General features: G+C 73.4%; 16 protein-coding genes, 1 tRNA gene and 1 pseudogene. 5 read left to right on the top strand and 13 right to left on the bottom strand.

What is annotated here, in order from left to right:
- Positions 1-28: 28 nt before the first annotated feature.
- Positions 29-1,240 carry a pyridoxal phosphate-dependent aminotransferase gene (locus IF47_RS0119095; protein ID WP_031510070.1) on the top strand — a complete coding sequence of 404 codons (1,212 nt, stop codon included), beginning with the start codon at positions 29-31 and terminating at the stop codon, positions 1,238-1,240.
- A gap of 46 nt (positions 1,241-1,286) precedes the next feature.
- Here the strand turns inward: IF47_RS0119095 and IF47_RS0119090 are convergent, their stop codons facing one another.
- The 5 genes from IF47_RS0119090 to IF47_RS0119065 form a co-directional block, all read right to left on the bottom strand.
- Positions 1,287-1,997 (bottom strand): ABC transporter ATP-binding protein, encoded by a 711-nt coding sequence (locus tag IF47_RS0119090; protein ID WP_051717888.1) that lies wholly within the window; start codon positions 1,995-1,997, stop codon positions 1,287-1,289.
- The gene (locus IF47_RS0119085; RefSeq protein ID WP_078591971.1) at positions 1,990-2,913 is read right to left on the bottom strand and encodes an ABC transporter ATP-binding protein; all 924 of its coding nucleotides are present in this window, start codon (positions 2,911-2,913) and stop codon (positions 1,990-1,992) included. Before IF47_RS0119085 ends, IF47_RS0119090 begins: the two co-directional genes overlap by 8 nt.
- A gap of 59 nt (positions 2,914-2,972) precedes the next feature.
- Positions 2,973-3,881: an ABC transporter permease gene (locus tag IF47_RS0119080; RefSeq protein ID WP_051717885.1), complete on the bottom strand. Its 909-nt coding sequence runs from the start codon at positions 3,879-3,881 to the stop codon at positions 2,973-2,975.
- Positions 3,878-4,846, bottom strand: coding sequence for an ABC transporter permease (locus IF47_RS0119075; RefSeq protein ID WP_031510066.1), 969 nt, complete (start codon positions 4,844-4,846; stop codon positions 3,878-3,880). Before IF47_RS0119075 ends, IF47_RS0119080 begins: the two co-directional genes overlap by 4 nt.
- 104 nt (positions 4,847-4,950) lie before the next feature.
- Positions 4,951-6,555 (bottom strand): ABC transporter substrate-binding protein, encoded by a 1,605-nt coding sequence (locus IF47_RS0119065; RefSeq protein ID WP_031510065.1) that lies wholly within the window; start codon positions 6,553-6,555, stop codon positions 4,951-4,953.
- A gap of 291 nt (positions 6,556-6,846) precedes the next feature.
- Here IF47_RS0119065 and IF47_RS0119060 point away from each other — a divergent pair, with 291 nt between their 5' ends.
- Positions 6,847-8,118: an extracellular solute-binding protein gene (locus tag IF47_RS0119060; RefSeq protein ID WP_031510064.1), complete on the top strand. Its 1,272-nt coding sequence runs from the start codon at positions 6,847-6,849 to the stop codon at positions 8,116-8,118.
- An 87-nt stretch (positions 8,119-8,205) separates the two neighbouring features.
- On the opposite strand, the gene IF47_RS0119055 is transcribed toward IF47_RS0119060, so the two are convergent.
- Positions 8,206-9,195 carry an acetylxylan esterase gene (locus IF47_RS0119055; RefSeq protein ID WP_031510063.1) on the bottom strand — a complete coding sequence of 330 codons (990 nt, stop codon included), beginning with the start codon at positions 9,193-9,195 and terminating at the stop codon, positions 8,206-8,208.
- A gap of 173 nt (positions 9,196-9,368) precedes the next feature.
- Here IF47_RS0119055 and IF47_RS0119050 point away from each other — a divergent pair, with 173 nt between their 5' ends.
- A complete protein-coding gene (locus IF47_RS0119050; RefSeq protein ID WP_051717884.1) occupies positions 9,369-10,754 on the top strand; it encodes a hypothetical protein in 1,386 nt (461 codons plus the stop codon).
- On the opposite strand, the gene IF47_RS29640 is transcribed toward IF47_RS0119050, so the two are convergent.
- The 4 genes and pseudogenes from IF47_RS29640 to IF47_RS28005 all read right to left on the bottom strand — a co-directional run.
- Complete coding sequence (locus IF47_RS29640; RefSeq protein ID WP_245641170.1) at positions 10,741-11,568, bottom strand: methyltransferase domain-containing protein; 828 nt, start codon at positions 11,566-11,568, stop codon at positions 10,741-10,743. The genes IF47_RS0119050 and IF47_RS29640 overlap by 14 nt on opposite strands.
- Positions 11,565-12,230, bottom strand: coding sequence for a TIGR04282 family arsenosugar biosynthesis glycosyltransferase (locus tag IF47_RS31650; RefSeq protein ID WP_037732951.1), 666 nt, complete (start codon positions 12,228-12,230; stop codon positions 11,565-11,567). The genes IF47_RS29640 and IF47_RS31650 overlap by 4 nt, the downstream gene beginning before the upstream one ends.
- Positions 12,227-12,892, bottom strand: coding sequence for a glycosyltransferase family 2 protein (locus IF47_RS0119035; protein ID WP_031510058.1), 666 nt, complete (start codon positions 12,890-12,892; stop codon positions 12,227-12,229). The genes IF47_RS31650 and IF47_RS0119035 overlap by 4 nt, the downstream gene beginning before the upstream one ends.
- A 174-nt stretch (positions 12,893-13,066) precedes the next feature.
- Positions 13,067-14,049, bottom strand: a pseudogene (locus IF47_RS28005) (NAD-dependent epimerase/dehydratase family protein); the annotation flags it as partial.
- Between the two features lie 148 nt (positions 14,050-14,197).
- Here IF47_RS28005 and IF47_RS0119025 point away from each other — a divergent pair.
- On the top strand, positions 14,198-15,619 hold the full coding sequence (locus tag IF47_RS0119025) for a lipase maturation factor family protein (protein ID WP_031510057.1): 1,422 nt from the start codon (positions 14,198-14,200) through the stop codon (positions 15,617-15,619).
- 55 nt (positions 15,620-15,674) lie between these two features.
- On the opposite strand, the gene IF47_RS0119020 is transcribed toward IF47_RS0119025, so the two are convergent.
- Positions 15,675-17,021: an NAD(P)/FAD-dependent oxidoreductase gene (locus tag IF47_RS0119020; protein WP_037732948.1), complete on the bottom strand. Its 1,347-nt coding sequence runs from the start codon at positions 17,019-17,021 to the stop codon at positions 15,675-15,677.
- A 307-nt stretch (positions 17,022-17,328) separates the two neighbouring features.
- On the opposite strand from IF47_RS0119020, the gene IF47_RS0119015 reads away from it, so the two are divergent.
- Positions 17,329-17,402 (top strand) — tRNA-Pro (locus IF47_RS0119015).
- 68 nt (positions 17,403-17,470) lie between these two features.
- On the opposite strand, the gene IF47_RS31945 is transcribed toward IF47_RS0119015, so the two are convergent.
- Positions 17,471-17,596: a hypothetical protein gene (locus IF47_RS31945; RefSeq protein ID WP_281179523.1), complete on the bottom strand. Its 126-nt coding sequence runs from the start codon at positions 17,594-17,596 to the stop codon at positions 17,471-17,473.
- A complete protein-coding gene (locus tag IF47_RS28000) occupies positions 17,593-18,171 on the bottom strand; it encodes a site-specific integrase (RefSeq protein WP_245641169.1) in 579 nt (192 codons plus the stop codon). Before IF47_RS28000 ends, IF47_RS31945 begins: the two co-directional genes overlap by 4 nt.
- Between the last annotated feature and the right edge of the window lie 411 nt (positions 18,172-18,582).

The following is an 18,582-nucleotide window of genomic DNA, read 5'->3' as shown; positions in this document are numbered from 1 at the left end:
TCCAAGCTCTCACTTGGTAAAACCAAGTATGGAGTTCAAGCAGTCGAGCAAGCTGACCGACGTTTGCTACGAGATCCGCGGCCCGGTGGTCGAACACGCCAACGCCCTGGAGGAGGCCGGCCACAGCGTGCTGCGGTTGAACACCGGCAACCCCGCGCTCTTCGGTTTCGAGGCGCCCGAGGGAATCCTGCAGGACATCATCCGCACCCTGCCGACCGCGCACGGCTACAGCGACTCGCGCGGCATCCTCTCCGCCCGCCGGGCGGTGGCCCAGCACTACCAGGAGCGCGGACTCGCCGAGGTGGACGTGGACGACGTGTTCCTCGGCAACGGGGTCTCCGAACTGGTCCAGATGGCCGTGCAGGCACTGGTCGACGACGGCGACGAAGTGCTCGTCCCGGCCCCCGACTTCCCGCTGTGGACGGCCGCCCCGACCCTCGCGGGCGGCAAGGCCGTGCACTACATGTGCGACGAGTCCGCCGACTGGCTGCCGGACCTGGACGACATGGCCGCGAAGATCACCAGCCGGACCAGGGCCCTGGTGATCATCAACCCCAACAATCCGACCGGCGCCGTCTACCCCAAGGAGGTGCTGGAGGGCATGCTCGACCTGGCCCGCCGGCACCACCTGATGGTCTTCGCCGACGAGATCTACGACAAGATCCTCTACGACGACGCCGTCCACCACCACGCCGCCCTCCTCGCCCCCGACGTGCTGTGCCTGACCTTCAGCGGCCTGTCCAAGGCGTACCGGGTCGCCGGTTTCCGCTCCGGCTGGCTGGTCGTCACCGGCCCCAAGCAGCACGCCCGCGACTACCTCGAGGGCCTGACCATGCTGGCCTCGATGCGGCTGTGCCCCAACGTCCCGGCGCAGCACGCGATCCAGGCCGCGCTGGGCGGACGGCAGTCCATCGAGGACCTCGTGCTGCCCGGCGGACGCCTTCACGAACAGCGCGACCGCGCCTGGCGGAAGCTCAACGAGATCCCCGGCGTGTCCTGCGTCAAGCCCAAGGGCGCGCTGTACGCCTTCCCCCGGATCGACCCGGCCGTCCACCCCATCCACGACGACGAGAGGTTCGTCCTCGACCTGCTGCTCCGCGAGAAGATCCAGGTCGTCCAGGGCACCGGCTTCAGCTGGCCGCGCCCGGACCACTTCCGCATCCTCACCCTGCCGCACGCCGACGACCTCGACGCGGCCATCAGTCGGATCGGCCGCTTCCTCGCCGGCTACCGCCAGTGACCCGCACCGCTCGGGAAGCCGCCCGGGAAACGGCCCCCGCCCGGCGTCACGCGGGCGGGAAGTCCACCACCCGGTCGCACCAGCGCCTCAGCAGCACCCGGTCGTGACCGACCGCGAGGAGCGCGGTGCCGTGTGCGCGGCGGTGGTCCTCCACGGCGGCGACCAGGGCCGCGGTGGTGGAGGCGTCCAGCATCGCGGTCATCTCGTCGCAGATCAGCAGCTTCGGGCGGAGGACCAGCGCGCGGGCCAGGCAGGCGCGCTGGAGCTGGCCGTCGCTGACCTCGTGGGGGCGGCGGGCGAGGAGGTCGCCGCCGAGGCCGACGGAGGCGGCCAGCTCGGGCAGGCGGTCGGGGATCTCGGCGCGGCGTCCGGTGGCACGCAGGGGCTCGGCGACGATGTCGGCGAGGGTGAGGCGGGGGTCGGCGGCGAGGCGGGGCTGCTGGAAGACCACGCCGACGGACGTGCGCAGTTCGCGCGGGGCTCGATGGCGGAAGCCGCGCACCTCCCGGCCCGCCAGCCGTACGGCGCCCGCCCAGGGGCGGTGCAGCAGGGCGGCGACGCGGGCGAGGGTGGACTTGCCGCAGCCGCTGGGTCCGAGCAGACCGACGGACTCGCCGGCGGCGACGGTCAGGGAGATCCCGTCCAGCACGGGGGCGCGGCGGTCGTATCCGGCGGTGACGTCGAGGAGTTCGAGGGCCGGCGCGGCGGCCGGTCCGGCGGCCGGTCCGGTGGCCGGCGCGGGTATCGGCTCAGACATCGGCCGTCTCCGGGGTGCGGGCGTACGCGTGGTGGCAGGCGACCGCCCGGCCGGACGCGCCGGTGAGGGCGGGGACGGCGGCGCAGGCCGCGTCGGCGCGGGGGCAGCGGGGGGCGAAGGCGCAGCCGTCGGGCAGGGCGTCCAGCTCCGGTGGCATGCCGGGGATGGGGGTGAAGGCCCGTTCGGGCAGGGCGTCCAGCAGTCCGCGGGAGTAGGGGTGCCGGGGACCGGGCGAGCCGAAGAAGTCGTCGGCGTCGGCGAGTTCGACGACACGTCCGGCGTACATCACCGCGATCCGGTCCGCGACGCGTTCGGCGGCGGCCAGGTCGTGGGTGATGACCAGCAGGCCGTGCCCGTCGTCCACGTGGCGGCGGAGTTCGTCGACGGTACGGTCCACCAGGTCCCGGTCCAGCCCGGTGGTCGGCTCGTCGGCGATCAGCAGGGGCGCGTCGCCGACGAGGGCGAGGGCGATGGCGGCGCGCTGGGCGAGGCCCCCGGAGAGCTCGTGGGGGTGGTGGTCGAGGTGGTCGGCGGGGAACGCGGCGCGCTCGGCGACCCGTTCGGCGGCGGCGCGCGCCTGGTGTCCGCGCGCCCCGGTCAACTCCCGTACCGTCTCCTCCAGTTGAGAGCGGACGGTGCGCACCGGGGTGAGGTGTGCGGCGGGGCTCTGTGGGATGAGGGCCACCCGCCGACCGCGGACGGTGCGGGCCAGGGTGGCCTCGTCGGCCGCGATCAGGTCGAGGCCGTCCAGGAGGGCGGAGCCGCGCACCTGGGCGTTGCCGGGCAGCAGTCCCAGCAGCGCGGAGGTCAGCACGGACTTGCCGCAGCCGCTCTCGCCCACCAGGGCCAGGCACTCCCCCGCGGCCACGTCGAAGGACACGTCCGTCACGGCGGCGACGGTGCGCCCGCCGCGCATCCAAAAGCGCACGGACAGCTCTCGTACGGAGAGCCGGACAGGTGGGGACGTCTGGGCCGTCACAGCATCAGCTCCGATCGGCGGCGCGGGTTGATCCGTTCGCGCCAGGCGCCGGCGAGCCCGGCGATGGCGAGGGTGGGGACGACGATGAACAGGCCGGGCCAGAGGGTGGTCCACCAGGCGCCGGCGAGCAGCGTGCCCCGCGCGGCCTCCACCATGGTGCCGAGACTGGCCTGGTGGGCGGGGATGCCCAGGCCCAGGAAGGACAGCGCCGACTCGTGCCAGATGGCGTGCGGCACCATCAGCACGGCCGCCAACCCCGCCTGCGGCAGGACACCGGGCAGCAGGTGCCGTACGGTCACCCGCCACCGCGACGCGCCGCCGGAGATCGCCGCGTCCAGGTAGGGACGGCCGCGCAGCGAGTGCACCTCGGCGCGGACGATGCGGGCGGTGGACACCCAGTGGGTGAGGCCGACGGAGGCGACGACGGGCCAGACGCCGGGCCGGAACATCGCCACGATGAAGATGCCCATCAGCAGGTGGGGCACGGACGCGAAGACGTCCACGGCGCGCATCACCAGCCGGTCGACCGTGCCGCCCAGCGCCCCGGCCGCGGCACCCACGGCGATGCCGACGACCGTGGCCACCAGGGCGGCGACCACGCCGACGAGCAGCGAGACGCGCAGCCCGTAGACGGAGCGCAGCAGCAGGTCGCGGCCCATCTCGTCGGTGCCGAACGGGTGTTCCGGGGACGGGGGCCGGAGCTTGGCGGCGAGGTCGACGGCCTGCTGGTCCAGGGGGAACAGCGGCGGCACGACCAGGACGGCGAGGACGGTGGCGGCCACGAGCACGAGCGGGACGAGTCCGCGCCGCGTCCGGGCCCGACGCCCGTCGGCGCCGACGGCGCGCCAGGCGGCGCCGGCGCCGGTGCCGGGATTGGTGTCGTTGGTGGGGTCGGCGGTGGTCACATCTCCTCCGGGTCGACCCGTGGGTCGGCCAACACGTACAACAGGTCGGCCAGCAGGTTTCCGACGAGGACGGCCAGGGTGGCGAGCACGGTCACCGCGGCCAGCAGCGGGAAGTCGCTGTCGGTGGCGGCCCGCACGGTCGCCGAGGCGATGCCGGGCCAACTGAACACGGTCTCCACCAGCAGGGCCCCGGTGATCAGTTCGGGGACGCGGGTGCCGACGAGGGTGAGCACCGGCAGCAGCCCGGAGCGCAGGGCGTGGCCGAACAGGACGGTCCGCTCGCGCAGGCCCCGGGCGCGGGCGCCGCGCACCGGGTCCTCGCGCAGGGCGTCGGCGACGCCCTGCCTCGTGTAGAGGGCGAACCACGGCAGTTGGGAGACGGCGAGCACGCCGACGGGCAGCGCCAGGTGGCGGGCCAACGAGCCGGCGGTGACCGTCTCCTCGCCGAACTCGGTGAGTCCTCCGGCGGGCAGCACCCCGAGGTGGAGGGCGAAGAACCAGACGGCGAGCAGGCCGAGCCAGAACGGCGGGGCGGCCTGCAGGACGTACGCCGCGCCGGTGACGCAGCGGTCGAGCCATCCACCCTGGCGGCGCGCGGCGACGACGCCGAGCAGCGTCCCGAGCACCACCGCGAGGACGAACGCGATCGCGCACAGCAGCACGGACCAGCCCATCCGCTCGCCGATGACCTGGGCGACCGGTTGGCGCAGGGACACCGACCAGCCCAGGTCCCCGCCCAGGGCGGAGGTGAGCCAGCGCCACCACTGCTCGGTGAACGGACCGTCCAGGGCGAGGTTCTCCCGCAGTTGGTCGAGGGTGTCCTGCGAGGCGCGCAGCCCGGCGCTTCCGGCGTACTGGCGCACCGGATCGAAGGGGGAGGCGGCGGCCAGCGCGAAGGCGCCCAGGGTGACGGCGACCAGCACGGGCACGGCGGCGAGGGCGCGCCGTGCGGCCAGCCGGGCCATCGCCGCCCAGGGCAGTCCCCGGCCCCGGACGGACACGGGGCGGGGCGGGGCCTTCTCCGTCCCCGCCTCCGCTCCCGGTGCGGGTTCCGTGGTGGTCGGGCTCGTCACCGCTTGGGCCGCCAGTCCTCGACGTTCCACCAGGGACCGGTGCCGAAGCCGTGGTCGTGGGGCTCGACCTGGGTGGTGATGTCCTCCCAGGCGTCGTCCATCACGTACACGTGGTCGACGTGGGTGAGGAAGGTGTAACCGGGGTTCTCGGCCAGTTCGCGCTGGACGGTGGCGTAGGCCTCGGCCCGGTCGTCGCGGTCGCCCGCGCGGCGGCCCTCCTCCAGAGCCCGGTCGACGGCCGGGTTGTCGTAGGCGGCCATGTTGTTGAAGCCGTCCAGGGCGAGGGAGGAGTGCAGCAGCGAGTAGAGGTCGAAGTCGGGGTCGGCCGGGCTGCCGCCGCCGGAGAGGACGGCGTCGTCCTCCATGCGCGGCTCGATGACCTCCCAGGTGCCGGACTCGACGGTGATGTCGATGCCGATCTTCTTGGCGTCGGCGGCGTAGGCGAGGGCGTGTTCCTGGCGGAGCCGGTCGCCGGAGGGGTACCAGAGGGTGAAGGCGGCGCGGCGGCCGTCCTTGCGGCGCACCCCGTCCTGGCCGGGCTTCCAGCCGGCCTCGTCGAGGATCTCCTTCGCCCGTTCGGGATCGTGGCGGCGTTCGGTGCCCTTCGCGAACCAGGGACTGTCGGTGGGGACGGGCCCGTACGCGGCCCGTCCGGCACCGTTCAGGACGCTCTTCACGATGGCCTCGCGGTCCACGGCGATGTCGAGGGCGCGGCGGACGGCGCGGTCGCCGGTGACGGGGTTGGCGGTGGGGAGGGTGACGGCGCGGAAGTCGGCGGTCTTCGCCCGTATCACGCGCTTGCCGGCCTCCCGTCCGTCCTTGGCGAAGGTGTCGGCCAGGACGGGCGGCAGGATCGCGGCGTCGAGTTCGCCGGAGCGCAGGCGGGTGGCGCGGATGTCGTCGTCCTTGATGATCGCCATGGTGAGCTTCCGCACCTTCGGCGCGCCGCCCCAGTAGTCGGGGTTGGCCTCGAAGACGAGCTTCTCCCCCTTGCTCCAGCCGGTGAGGACGTACGGGCCGGTGCCGACCGGTTCGGTGTTGTGGGAGCCGGCGTTGACGTCCTGCCCCTCGAACGCCTCCTTGGAGACGATGGGCAGCACGGTGCGCTCGGCGAAGGCGGCGTAGGGGTACTTCAGCTCGAAGACGACGGTGTGGTCGTCCTCGGCGGTGACGTCGGCGAGTGCGTCGAGTTCGCCCTTGGAGGGGTTGTTGGTCTTCTCGTCGAGGATGGTCTCGTAGGTGAAGACCACGTCCTCGGCGTCGAAGGGGGTGCCGTCGCTGAAGGTCACCCCTTCGCGGAGGGTGTAGGTGTACGTTCTGCCGCCGTTGCCGACCTCGGGGAGTTCCGCGGCGAGGGCGGGCCGCAGCTCCATGTCGGCGTCGTGCCGCAGCAGTCCGTCGAAGACCTTGGAGTTGCCGTCCTTGCCGTAGCCCAGCAGGGGGTTGAGGGTGTCGGGCTCCTGGGCTATGCCCACCACCAGGGTGTCCCCCGCCCCGGACGCGGTATCTCCCTCGGAGGGCGCCGAGCAGGCGGCCGTGCCCGCCAGCAGCGCGCCGGCCGTCACGGCGGTCGCCATGGCTCGTAGCGCTCGGACTGTCATGCTCCACATCCCTGTCACCGACGCACCGTTGTTGCGAACGACTTGCAATTAAACACCAGGAGCACTTCGTTCGTCTCGGCACATCCCACGCCATGCGCCCGGCGCACACCGAAAGCGCTCTCAATCGCCACGCTTCGATCACTCCCCGGTCACCCCATGGTCACGATCCGAGATGAGAACCGGTTAAGCCCTCCCCATTCAGGTCTAGACCTTGACCTGCTGTTGATCCGAGCCAATTCTGTTCGGGCCCCCACACCCAGCCCTACAGGCCATCTCACTCGGGGATCCACCATGTCCGTCCGTCATCGCGTCAGGCCGCTCGTCTCCGCACTGTCGGCCCTTCTGCTGCTCGGTGGCTGCGGCGTCCTCGGGGACGTCGACGAGGAGACCGACACCCTGGATGTCTGGCTGATGCGGGGCAGCCTCTCCGACGAGCTCGCCGACGCCCTCGTCCGGGACTTCGCATCGTCGAACCCCGGCGTGGAGGTGGAGGTCACCGTCCAGGACTGGCCGGGCATCCAGGAGAAGGTCACCGCCGCCCTCGCCTCCGACGACCCCCCGGACGTGATCGAGGTGGGCAACACCCAGGTCGCCCGGTACGTGGCGGCGGGCGGCGTCAGGAACCTCACCGTCGAGGTCACCGACCTCGGCGGCGACCACTGGCTCCCCGGCCTGGAGGAGCCCGGGAAGATCGACGGGTACCAGTACGGCGTCCCCTTCTACGCCGCCAACCGTGTCGTCGTCTACCGCAAGGACCTCTTCGAACGCGCCGGGATCACCTCCTTGCCCACCACCCGCGAGGAGTGGATCGAGATCACCGACCGGCTCGACCGCCCCGGACAACAGGGCATCTACCTGCCGGGACAGAACTGGTACGTCCTGGCGGGCTTCGTCTGGGACGAGGGCGGCGACCTCGCCGTCGAACGCAGCGGTCAGTGGACCGGGGCGCTCCACACCCCCGAGGCCCTGCGCGGGATGGAGTTCTACCGGGAGCTCCAGTCCCACGGTCGGGGCCCCGTCGACTCCGACGAGGCCCACACCGAGCAGCGCGGCGTCTTCGCCGAGAGCGAGACGGCACAGCTCATCGACGTGCCCGGCGCGGCGGAGCTGATCGTCGAGGCCAACCCCGAGCTGGCCGGAAAACTCGGCTTCTTCCCCATCCCCGGCAAGCGGAAGGGCACCCCGGGCGCGGTCTTCACCGGCGGCTCGGTGCTGATCATCCCCGAGCGGGCGGACGAGCAGGACGCGGCGTACGCCTTCGTCAAACTGCTGACCGGCGAGAAGTGGCAGCGGGAGTTGGCGCGGACGATGAGCGTGGTGCCCAACAGCACCGAACTGGCCGACGCGCTGGAGGACGACCCCGGCGCCGCGGCGATGGCCGAGGGCGCCCGGAACGGGCACGCCACCCCCAACTCGCCCCGCTGGGGCGAGTTGGAGGAGGACAACCCGATCAAGCGCTACCAGACGGCGGTGCTCCGGGGAGCCGATCCGCGCACCGCGGCGCGCCGGGCGTCCGACGAGATCACCGCGATCCTCGCCGGCCGCCGCGGGAACGTCGGGTGATCCGGGCCGACCGGCCCGCGCACCCGCCCGGACCCCGGATGTCTCCCGCGGCGCGCGGCGCCTCCGTCGTGTCGCGCCCCGATCCGATCACCCGGCCGTCTCGGGGGCCAGGCCGCGCTCGCGCAGCCACAGCAACTGCTCGTGCTGCTGCGAGGAGCGGCCTCCGGCGTGGTCGCCGAAGTGCCACACGCGGATGTCCTTGCCCTCCCCCGCGTAGCGGTGGTAGGCGGCGAAGACCGTCGACGGCGGGCAGACCGGGTCCATCAGGGCGACGCTGAACAGGGCGGGGGCCGTGGCGCGGCGCGCGAAGTGCAGCCCGTCGAAGTAGTTCAGGGTGGCGAAGACGGCGTCGGGGTCGACGCGCTTGTGGACGCCCAGATAGTGGGCGATCTCCGGGTAGGGCCCGACCGAGGCCAGTTCGGCGCCGCGCCGGAAGTGGCACAGGAACGGCACGTCCACCAGCGCCGCCGCCACTTTCTCCGGGACCAGCCCGGCCACCGCCAGGGCCAGTCCGCCGCCCTGGCTGCCGCCGGCGACCACCACCCGCTCCGGGTCCACCGCCGGGTGCTCGCGCACCGCGTCCACCGCGCGCACGCAATCGGTCATCAGCCGCCGGTAGTAGTGGTGGGCGGGGTCGTCCAGGCCGCGGGTCATGAAGCCGCCGACGTACTGCGGGGTGGTCGCCGGATCCGGGTCGGGGGTGTCGTGGCCCTGGCCCCGACTGTCGACGACGAGGGTGGCGTAACCGGCCGCGCTCCACAGCAGGTGCTCGATGTACAGGCCGCGTCCGCCGCTGTAGCCGATGTAGTTGACCACGGCGGGCAGCGGCCGGCGCGCGCCGCGCGGCAGGATCAGCCAGGCCGCGACGGGTTGGCCGTCCCAGCCGGGGAAGCGCGCGTCGTACACCTCCACGGTGTGCAACGGGGCGTCCTCGATCCGCCGGTACTCCGCCGGGCCGAAGGTCGCGGACCGGGCCGCGGTGAGGGTCTTGGACCAGAAGGCGTCGAAGTCCTCGGGTTCGGCCACCTCGGGCCGGTAGGCGCGCAGTTCTTCCAGCGGAAGATCGGTCAGCGGCATGCGGATGTCCGTCCCCTCGTCGCAGTAAGCGCTTTCTCCAGGCAACTTACGGTTCGGGCGTTCTCCGGTCAACGACGACGCCGACCGCCACCGCCGGGTGGGGGTCCGGCGGCCCGGTGACACCCGCTCGCGCCGCGCCACCGGGCGCGCCGGCCCCGCCTAGCGTGAGGCGAGTGAGCGCTTCCCCCCTCCACCGAGAACACACTCCCCCGCCTGATGCCCCGGTTCCGAGCCCGCACTCCGATCCCCCTCCACACCCCGCCCGACGGACGCGCCGGGACCTGTGCGCGGTCGGCGCGGCCCTCGCCCTGTTCGCCGTCGCGGCCCTCGTCGGCCACCTCCTCCACACCGCCGACACGCTGCTGCTGCGCTGGCCTCCGCTGTACGCGCGCTGGGAGCCCCACGTCGGGCCGGGCACCCCCGCGGCCCTGACGTTCGCCGCCCTGGCCGTCGCGTACGGCCCGCCGCTGGCCCACCGGCTGCCCTGGCGGCGGCTGCTCCTCGTCGCCTGGGGCGGGGCGATGGCCTGGACGTGGTCGCTGGCGCTCGTCGACGGCTGGCGGCACGGGGTCGCGGGGCAGTTGACGTCGAAGCACGAGTACCTGCGGTCGGTCGACGACGTCCACGACATCGGGGCCACCCTGCGCACCTTCACCGACCACATCCTCCTGGACGCCCCCGACAACTGGCCCGCCCACGTCGCCGGGCACCCGCCGGGCGCGCTGCTGACCTTCGTCGGGCTGGACCGGATCGGCCTGGCGGGCGGCGGCTGGGCGGCGGCCTGGTGCGTCACCGTCGGCACCTCGGCCACGGTGGCGGTGCTGGTGACGCTGCGGACGCTGTGCGGCGAGGGGACCGCGCGGCGGGCGGCGCCCTTCCTCGTCCTGGCCCCGGCCGCGATCTGGGTGGGCGTCTCGGCCGACGGGTACTTCGCCGCCGTCGCCGCCTGGGCCGTCGCCCTGCTGGCGCTGTCGGCCGGCCGCGCCGTGCGGGCGCCGCGCGCCGTCGCGCTGGGCTCGGGCCTGCTGCTGGGCTGGACGTTCTACCTCTCCTACGGGCTGACGCTGATGGTATTGCCCGCGGTGGCCGTGCTGGTCGTGGCCCGCACCGCGCGGCCGGTGCCGTACGTCCTGCTGGGGACGGTGCCCTGGGTGGTGGTGTTCACCGCGGCCGGGTTCTGGTGGTACGAGGGCTACACCACGCTGGTCGAGCGCTACTACCAGGGCGCGGCGGGGGTGCGGCCGTACTCGTACTACGTGTGGGCCAACCTCGCCGCGCAGGTCGCGGTGGTGGGGGCGGCCACGGTGGCCGGGTTGCGGCGGGCGGCGGAGGTGCGGCGCGGCGCCCTGGTGGTGCTGTTGGCGGGCGTGCTGTGCGCCGTGCTGGTCGCGGACCTGTCGGGGATGAGCAAGGCCGAGACCGAGCGCATCTGGCTGCCGTTCACGCTGTGGCTGCTGCCCGCCGCCGCGCTGCTGCCCGAGCGGGGCCGCCGCTGGTGGCTCGGCGCCCAGGCGGCGTCGGCACTGGCCGTCAACCACCTGTTCATCACCGGCTGGTGACGCCGTGTCCCCCGTCTCCTCCCCGTCCTCGTCCTCGAATCCGCCGCTCCGCTTCCGCCGCGCCCCGCACGGTCCGCGCATCGCGGCCGGGCCGCAGGGCGAGGAAGAAGCGCCCGCGGGCGTCCCACTCCTCCGCCACCGTCCACCCCTCCGCCTCCGCCCGTGCGCGCAGGGCCGTCCGGCCCAGCCGGGACCAGGGGAAGAAGGGGCCGTGCCGGTCGGGGTCCGTGTCGCCGCGGCCGTCGTCCAACCGCACCTCCATCCGCTCCTCGACCTCGGCCGGCGCCGCCTCGGCCAGCAGCACTCCGTCCGGGGCGAGGAGTCGGCCCACCCTGGCCAGCAGGGCGGCCGGGTCGCCGCCTATTCCGATGTTTCCGTCGAGCAGCAGGGCACTGTCCCAGCGCCCCTCGCCCGGGAGCGGGTCGAACACCGAGCGGCACAGCGCGGCCCCGCCCAGGTCGCGGGTGCGGGCGACGGCGGCCGGCGCGGGGTCGATGCCCAGGACGGTCCTGCCCGGCGCGGTCAGGGCGGCGACCATGCGGCCGGGTCCGCAGCCGATGTCGAGGACGGCGCCGGTGCAGCGCCGCAGCACCGTCCGGTCGGCCTCGTCCGCGCCGGCGCACCAGCGCTCGACCTCCAGGGGCAGCAGCCGGCCGTCCGTGCGACGCAGGAAGAGGGGGCCGCGGCCGGTGCGGAGGGCGCGGGCGTAGGGGTCGGCGCACCAGGAGAGGTGGTCCGCGGGACGTCCGGCCTCCGCCGGTTCCGCGCGGTCCGCGGATCTCGTGCCGGGGGCCGGGGCGGACGAGGCCGTCACCGGAGCACCGTCTGTCGCAGTCGGGCGTGTTCGGCGGCGAAGCGGCCGTCGGTGCGCGCGGCGATCTCGGCCGCGTCCTCGGCGGTGTCCACGTCCCGCAGCACCGGCAGGTCCCCGACGGTCAGTCCGGCGTCCAGCAGGCGGCGCCGCTGACGGGCCCCGGTGTGTTCGGTGGACATCGGCACGCCGCGCACCAGGTCCGGGTCGGGGTCGGCCAGGCCCAGCGCCCAGAAGCCGCCGTCGGCCGCGGGCCCGAACCAGGCGTCGCACACCGACCAGCCGTCCGGCGCGAGCACCGGGGCGAGCGGGGCGGCGGTGAGTTGCGGGGTGTCCATGCCCACCAGCAGGGCGGGTCCGTCGCACGCCGCGAAGGCGCCGGCGATCCGCTCGTCCAGCCCGCCCGCGCACTGGGGCAGCACCTCGTAGCCGTCCGGCAGCCAGGGGCCGGGCCGCCCGTCGAGCACCAGCACCCGGCGCCGGACGGGCAGCGCCGCCACGGCCGTCAGGGTGTCGACGAGTGCGGCCTCGGCCAGCCGGGCGGCCTCGACGGGGGTGAAGGGCGGGGTGAGCCGGGTCTTGACCCGCCCCGGCACCGGTTCCTTGGCGATCACCAGGGCCGTGGTCCCCGCTCCCCCGACGTCCGGGGCGCGCGACGGGCTCACCGCAGCACCATCCGCATGTCGTTGACGGCCTGCCAGGTGCCGCGCCAGGTGCCGGTGACCTTCGAGCGTCCGGTGCGCGGCCGGTAGACGACCTCGGTCTCCGTCACGCGCCACCCGGCGTCGGCCGCGCGGACCACCATCTGCAGCGGGTAGCCGCTGCGTCGGTCGGTCAGTCCCAGTTCCAGCAGCTCCCGGCGCCGCGCGGCCCGCAGCGGACCCAGGTCGTGCAGGCGCAGCCCGGTGCGGCGGCGCACCATCCGGGCCAGGGCCCGGTTGCCGACCCGCGCGTGCAGCGGCCAGGCGCCTCGCCCGGTGGGGCGGCGGCGCGCCAGGACGAGGTCGGCCGTGCCCTCCCGCACGGGGGCGGCGATCCGCTCCGCTTCGGCGGGGTCCAGGGAGGCGTCGCAGTCGCAGAAGGCGACGATCTTCGCCTCGGCGGCGAGCAGCCCGGCGTGGCAGGCGGCGCCGAAGCCGCGGCGCGGTTCGTGGACCACGCGGGCCCCGAGCTTCCGCGCGATCTCCGCCGAACCGTCCGTCGAACCGTTGTCGACCACGACGGCGCGCCAGCCGTCCGGGATCCGGGACAGCACCCAGGGCAGGGCCCGGGCCTCGTTCAGGCAGGGCAGCACGATCTCCCCGCGAAGGAGTGTGGGGTCGGTCATCTCCCTCACCTACGAGAACGGAAGCGGTCTGTCGGGCAGGCGCTCCGGGGAACGCGGCCACCCGCCTCCGAAGGCCCCACCGGCGGCGTCCGCGCGTTCCCGCCGCCCTTCGTCGCCCTTCGGGATCGCCCCGCCGGCAGCGCCTCCCCCGGCGCCCGGCCCGGCCGCTCTCGGCGGCTCCCTCAGCCGCTCCTGCGCGAAGCGGGCCATTCCCTCGGTGAATCCCACCGTCGGTTTCCAGCCCAGCTCGCGGCGGAGCCGCTCGGAGGAGGCGGTGATGTGCCGGACGTCGCCCAGCCGGTACTCCCCCGTCACCACCGGTTCGGGCCCGCCGAAGGCCGCCGCCAGCGCGCGGGCCATCTCGCCGACGGTGTGGGGCTCGCCGCTGCCGGTGTTGTACGCGCGCGAGGTCCCCTCCGGTCGCTCGTCGAGCGCCTCGAGGGCCGCCACGTTGGCCGCCGCGACGTCCACGACGTGGACGAAGTCCCGACGCTGCGCGCCGTCCTCGAAGACCCGCGGGGGCTCGCCCCGCTCCAGGGCGGAGCGGAAGAAGGAGGCCACCCCGGCGTAGGGGGTGTCGCGCGGCATCCCGTCGCCGTAGACGTTGTGGTAGCGCAGGCTGATCACCCGTCCGCCGGTCGAGCGGGCCCAGGCCGCCGCCAGGTGTTCCTGCGCCAGTTTGGTCGTGGCGTAGACGTTGCGCGGATCGGCCGGGGCGTCCTCGTCGACCAGGCCGGGCTCCAGGGCCGCGCCGCAGTGTGGGCAGGGCGGTTCGAAGCGGCCGGCGTCCAGGTCCCGTGGCGGGCGCAGACGTACCGTCCCTCGCCGTAGACCACCATCGACCCGGCCAGCACCAGGCGCCGCACGCCCGCCCGGGCCGCCTCCGCCAACAGCACGGCGGTGCCCAGATCGTTGACGCCCACGTACGCGGGGGCGTCGGCGACGCCCTTGCCCAGGCCGACCATCGCGGCCTGGTGGCAGACCGCGTCCACCCCGCGCAGGGCCCGTGCCACCGTCTCCGCGTCGCGGACGTCGCCGAGGATGCCCGGGTCGGCGGGGGCGGTGTCGAGCACGACGGGTTCGTGCCCCGCCGTGCGCAGGGCGTCGACGACGTGCGAGCCGATGAAGCCCGCTCCTCCGGTCACCAGTACGCGCATGAGGTCACGCTAGGGTTCCGCGGCGGTCCGCGACCGCAGGCGCGTCGGCGACCGGCGGGAACCCACCGGTCGCGCCCACCCGGACGGCCCCGCGGTGCCACCCGGTGCCGTCGCATGACGGTGTCGCCGGGTGGTACCCATGTCCGCCATGGAGTGGTTCGAGGCACCCGAGTACTGGCTGAGCCGGCTGGTCCTCCAGCGGGCTCTGGCGGCGATCTACCTCGTCGCGTTCGTCTCGGCGGCCCTGCAGTTCCGGGCGTTGATCGGCGAGCGCGGTCTGACACCGGTGCCGGACTTCCTGCGCCGCACCCCCTTCCGCGCCTCCCCCGGCCTGTTCCACCTGCGCTACTCCGACCGTCTCTTCGCGACCGTGGCCTGGGGCGGCGCGGCACTGTCGGCGGCGGTGCTGCTGGGCGCCGCCGATCGGGTGCCCCTGTTCGTGTCCATGCTGATGTGGGCGCTGCTGTGGGCGCTCTACCTGTCGATCGTCAACGTCGGACAGACCTGGTACGCCTTCGGCTGGGAGTCGCTGCTGCTGGAGGCGGGCTTCCTCGCGATCTTCCTGGGCAACGAGGACGTGGCCCCGCCGATGCTGGTGCTCCTGCTGATGCGGTGGCTGCTGTTCCGGGTGGAGTTCGGCGCGGGGCTGATCAAGTGGCGCGGCGACCCCTGCTGGCGCCGGCTGACCTGCCTCTACCACCACCACGAGACCCAGCCGATGCCGGGACCGTTGAGCTGGTTCTTCCACCACCTGCCCAAGCCGCTGCACCGGGTGGAGGCCGCGGCGAACCACGTCACCCAGCTCGGCCTCCCCTTCCTGCTGTTCGCCCCGCAGCCGGTCGCGACCGTCGCCGCGCTGATCATGATCGTCACCCAGTTGTGGCTGGTGGCGTCCGGCAACTTCTCCTGGCTCAACTGGCTCACGATCGTGCTCGCCCTGTCCGCCGTGGACGGTTCCCCCGTCGCGGGCACCCGGGAGTACGGTCAGGTGCCGCCGTGGTTCGTCGCCGCCGTCATCGGGGTCTCGGCACTGGTGGCGGTGCTCAGTTGGTGGCCGGTGCGCAACCTGGTCTCGAGTCGCCAGGAGATGAACCGCTCCTTCAACCCCCTCCACCTGGTCAACACCTACGGCGCCTTCGGCAGTGTGACCCGGCTGCGTCACGAGGTGGTGATCGAGGGCACCGACGAGGAGCACGTCACCGAGGAGACGCGGTGGCGGGAGTACGAGTTCAAGGGCAAGCCGGGGGACGTGCGCCGGCTGCCCCGACAGTACGCGCCGTACCACCTGCGTCTGGACTGGCTGATGTGGTTCGCCGCGCTCTCGCCCTCCTACGCGGCCCCCTGGTTCACCCGGCTGCTGCGGAAGCTGGTGGAGAACGATCCGGACACGCTGCGTCTGCTGCGCGTCAATCCCTTCCCCGTCGATCCGCCCCGCCATGTGCGCGCTCTGCTGTACCGCTACCGCTTCACCACCCGGCGGGAGCGGAGGGCCACGGGCGCCTGGTGGCACCGCGAGCCGGTCGGCCCCTACGGGCAGACGGTGTCGCGAGGTGCCGGGGAGGGCCCGTAGCCCTCCCCGGCACCCGACCGACGCACGGCCGTCCCGACTCGGTTCAGGACTCGGCTCAGGCGGCCGACGGGCTGCTCTCCGGCCCACCGTGCAGCCGGGCCTTCTCGGGCGAGGAGGTGTCCAGCGGCACCGACCAGGGGTGCAGCACGCCGAACTGGACGGCCTGCCGCCGCAGCACGGCGTCCAGCGCCCAGTCGGCGAGCACCCGAACACGGTTCCCCGGCATCGCGGCGAGGTGGTAGCCGCGGGTGACGAGATTGGCGACCGGGCCCGCCAGTTGGATGCCGAAGGGGTTGGCCGCCGCCTGCAGCCCGCCGAGGTCGACCACGAAACCCAGGTCGCTGTGCTTGTACGGGCGGCGGGTGCCGATGCCGTAGGAGGCCATGACGTTGTTGGCGGCCGTCTTGCCCTGCCGGTGCGCGTGCTGGGCGGTCATCGCCGTGTACTGCCCCGGCTTGGTCAGGTCCGGCACCGCGGCGGCGTCACCGCAGGCGAACACGTCCGGGTGGCCGGGGACGTTCAGGTACTCGTCGACCAGCAGCCGTCCCCTCTCGGTGGGCAGCCCGAGGTTCTGCACCAGCGGGTCGGGCCGCACCCCGACGCACCAGATCAACGAACGGGTGGGGATGAACTCCCCGGTGTTCAGGAGCACCCCGTCCTCGGTGGCCTCCTTCACCGAGGTGTTGGTCCGCACGTCCACCCCGCGCTTGACCAACACCCGGTGCGCGGTCCGCGCCAACTTCTCGTCCAGACCGGGCAACACCCGGTCCGCGATGTCCATCAGGATCCAGCGGGGTCGGGCGTCGGCCCGCAGGCCCCCGACGCCGCGGGCGTGCTGGCGGGCGAGCGAATCGGTGAACATCTTGCCGTGCGCGGCCACCTCGGTACCGGTGTAGCCCGCGCCGACGACCACGAAGGTGCAGCGCGCCTGGCGCTCCCGCGGGTCCTCCTCCTCGGTGGCGAGCGCGATCTCCCGGCTGATGTGGTCCCGCAGGAACAGCGCCTCCGGCATGCCCCGGAAGCCGCGCGCGTGCTCGGCCACGCCGGGAATGGGCAGCAGCTTGTTCACACTTCCGACGGTGAGGACCAGCCGGTCGTAGGCCATCTGCCGCTCGCGCCCGTCGGGGTCGGTGTAGGCGACGGAGCGCCCGTCGAGGTCCACCGAGTGGACCTCTCCCAGCACCAGGCGCACCTTCGGCAACGTCCCGGCCAGCGACACCGAGACCCGGCGGGGCTCCAGGACGCCGGCCGACACCTCCGGCAGCAGCGGTAGATACAGGAAGTAGTCGTTGGGATTCACCAGCACGATCTCGGCCGCCCCGCGGAGCTTCCGCGACAGCGTCCTGGCCGTCTGATAACCGGCGAACCCTGCTCCGACGATCACAATCCGGGAACGGCTCACGTGTGACTCCAGTCCTTGGGACCAACGGCCGGACAAACCGCGTTTCCCTCTGGAGGCCGGACAAACCCGGATGACACGTTCACGCAGGTCGGAGCCGTTTTCACGCCGACGCCCCACGGGACGCCCCCTTCCGACGCCGCCCGTCCCGCGGAGGACCTCGACGGCCGCGGTCATACCCTCACCACGAGCAGACCGAACGTTTGAACGAATACTTCCTCCCGTAACCCGGTGTGCGCGAGCACCCTCCGAAGTGCGGTATGGTTTCTGTGCGCGAACGGCGAGGGGAAACCCCGAGCCGGGAGAGCACCGGGACGTGGCGCAGCTTGGTAGCGCACTTGACTGGGGGTCAAGGGGTCGTGGGTTCAAATCCCGCCGTCCCGACACTGGTCAGAGGCCCCCTGGGATGATCCCAGGGGGCCTCTGACATCAGCGGCTGACATCAACCGGGGTCACTCGGGCGGCCGGGCGGCTCCGCCCCTCGCTCCCCCGTCCTCCGGACCCAACGCATCCTCCATCCGCTCGGCCGCGGCCTTGAGCGTCGTCTCCATCACGTGCGCGTAGGTGTCCAGCGTCATGGTGATCGTGCTGTGACCCAGCGTCTCCATGATGGTCCGGGCGCCCAGCCCTTGAGCCGGCAGGAGTGAGACGCAGGTGTGCCGGCGATCGTGCACCCGCACCTGCGCACATTCGCGGTGCGGCAGAGCACGGTGAGCATCCGGTTCAGGCTCCGCGGATCGGTCGGCCGCCCGGTGGGCGTCGTGAAGACCAACCCGCTCGGCTGGTACGGGAGCGGGTCCCACTTCATCCCGGCGACGGCCCGCTCGGTGCGCTGGGCCGCCCGGTGTTCCCTGAGCGCGTCCACGCACCGCCGGGGCAGCGAGATGGTGCGTTGGGAGCGAGCGGTTTTCGGGGTGCCGAAAACCGGCTCCTTCTTGATGCGCCGGAGGTTGCGGCGCACTCGAAGCCGTCGCCGGTCGGGGCCGATGTCGTCCCAGGTGAGGGCGAGCGCTTCCCCTCGGCACAGGCCGGTGGAGACGAGCAGCAGCCACAGGGCGTACAGCCGGTGGGGGCGGGCCGCCTTGAGCGGCATCCGCACCTCGGTCCGGCCCAGCGGTCGCACCTCCTGCCGAGCGACCGGGGGCGTCTCCACGATGCAACCGACGAAGCGTTGTCCCGTGACTGCTGGTCGCGGGTGGGACGATCTTGCCGTGGTTGGTGTGATCTCGGCGTCGGAGTCGCTCTGGACAGCCCCGTTCACCGGGCCGAGCCCGCGGCGGTTCGCCGAGCTGATCACCGCGCCACCGAGCAGATGTGGGAGTCCGGCGACATCCGCGACGAGCCACAGGAGGTACGTCGCCGGCAATCTCGACGAGGACGGCGGGGTCCTCATCATCGACGACACCGGGTTCCTCGGGAAGGACACCACCTCGGCCGGAGTGCAGCGCCGGCATCCCCCCTTCCGCTTCGCGGCGGGAGGTGCCCTCACCGGCACCGCCGGCCGTACCGAGAACCCCCCGGCGGGGGTGCCCCCAGCCAAATCGGCGTCTTCACCGCCTACGCC

Source organism: Streptomyces megasporus (assembly GCF_000718985.1).
Classification (GTDB): domain Bacteria; phylum Actinomycetota; class Actinomycetes; order Streptomycetales; family Streptomycetaceae; genus Streptomyces; species Streptomyces megasporus.
The sequence above is the reverse complement of the archived record's forward strand: the minus strand, read 5'-3'. Positions and strand labels throughout refer to the sequence as shown.

Bases quoted from the DNA above. Each gene is read 5' to 3' on its own strand.
- IF47_RS0119095 (WP_031510070.1), top strand. From the start codon at position 29: ATGGAGTTCAAGCAGTCGAGCAAGCTGACCGACGTTTGCTACGAGATC.
- IF47_RS0119090 (WP_051717888.1), bottom strand. From the start codon at position 1,997: ATGTCTGAGCCGATACCCGCGCCGGCCACCGGACCGGCCGCCGGACCG.
- IF47_RS0119085 (WP_078591971.1), bottom strand. From the start codon at position 2,913: ATGCGCGGCGGGCGCACCGTCGCCGCCGTGACGGACGTGTCCTTCGAC.
- IF47_RS0119075 (WP_031510066.1), bottom strand. From the start codon at position 4,846: ATGGCCCGGCTGGCCGCACGGCGCGCCCTCGCCGCCGTGCCCGTGCTG.
- IF47_RS0119065 (WP_031510065.1), bottom strand. From the start codon at position 6,555: ATGACAGTCCGAGCGCTACGAGCCATGGCGACCGCCGTGACGGCCGGC.
- IF47_RS0119060 (WP_031510064.1), top strand. From the start codon at position 6,847: ATGTCCGTCCGTCATCGCGTCAGGCCGCTCGTCTCCGCACTGTCGGCC.
- IF47_RS0119055 (WP_031510063.1), bottom strand. From the start codon at position 9,195: ATGCCGCTGACCGATCTTCCGCTGGAAGAACTGCGCGCCTACCGGCCC.
- IF47_RS0119035 (WP_031510058.1), bottom strand. From the start codon at position 12,892: ATGACCGACCCCACACTCCTTCGCGGGGAGATCGTGCTGCCCTGCCTG.
- IF47_RS0119025 (WP_031510057.1), top strand. From the start codon at position 14,198: ATGGAGTGGTTCGAGGCACCCGAGTACTGGCTGAGCCGGCTGGTCCTC.
- IF47_RS31945 (WP_281179523.1), bottom strand. From the start codon at position 17,596: ATGACGCTGGACACCTACGCGCACGTGATGGAGACGACGCTCAAGGCC.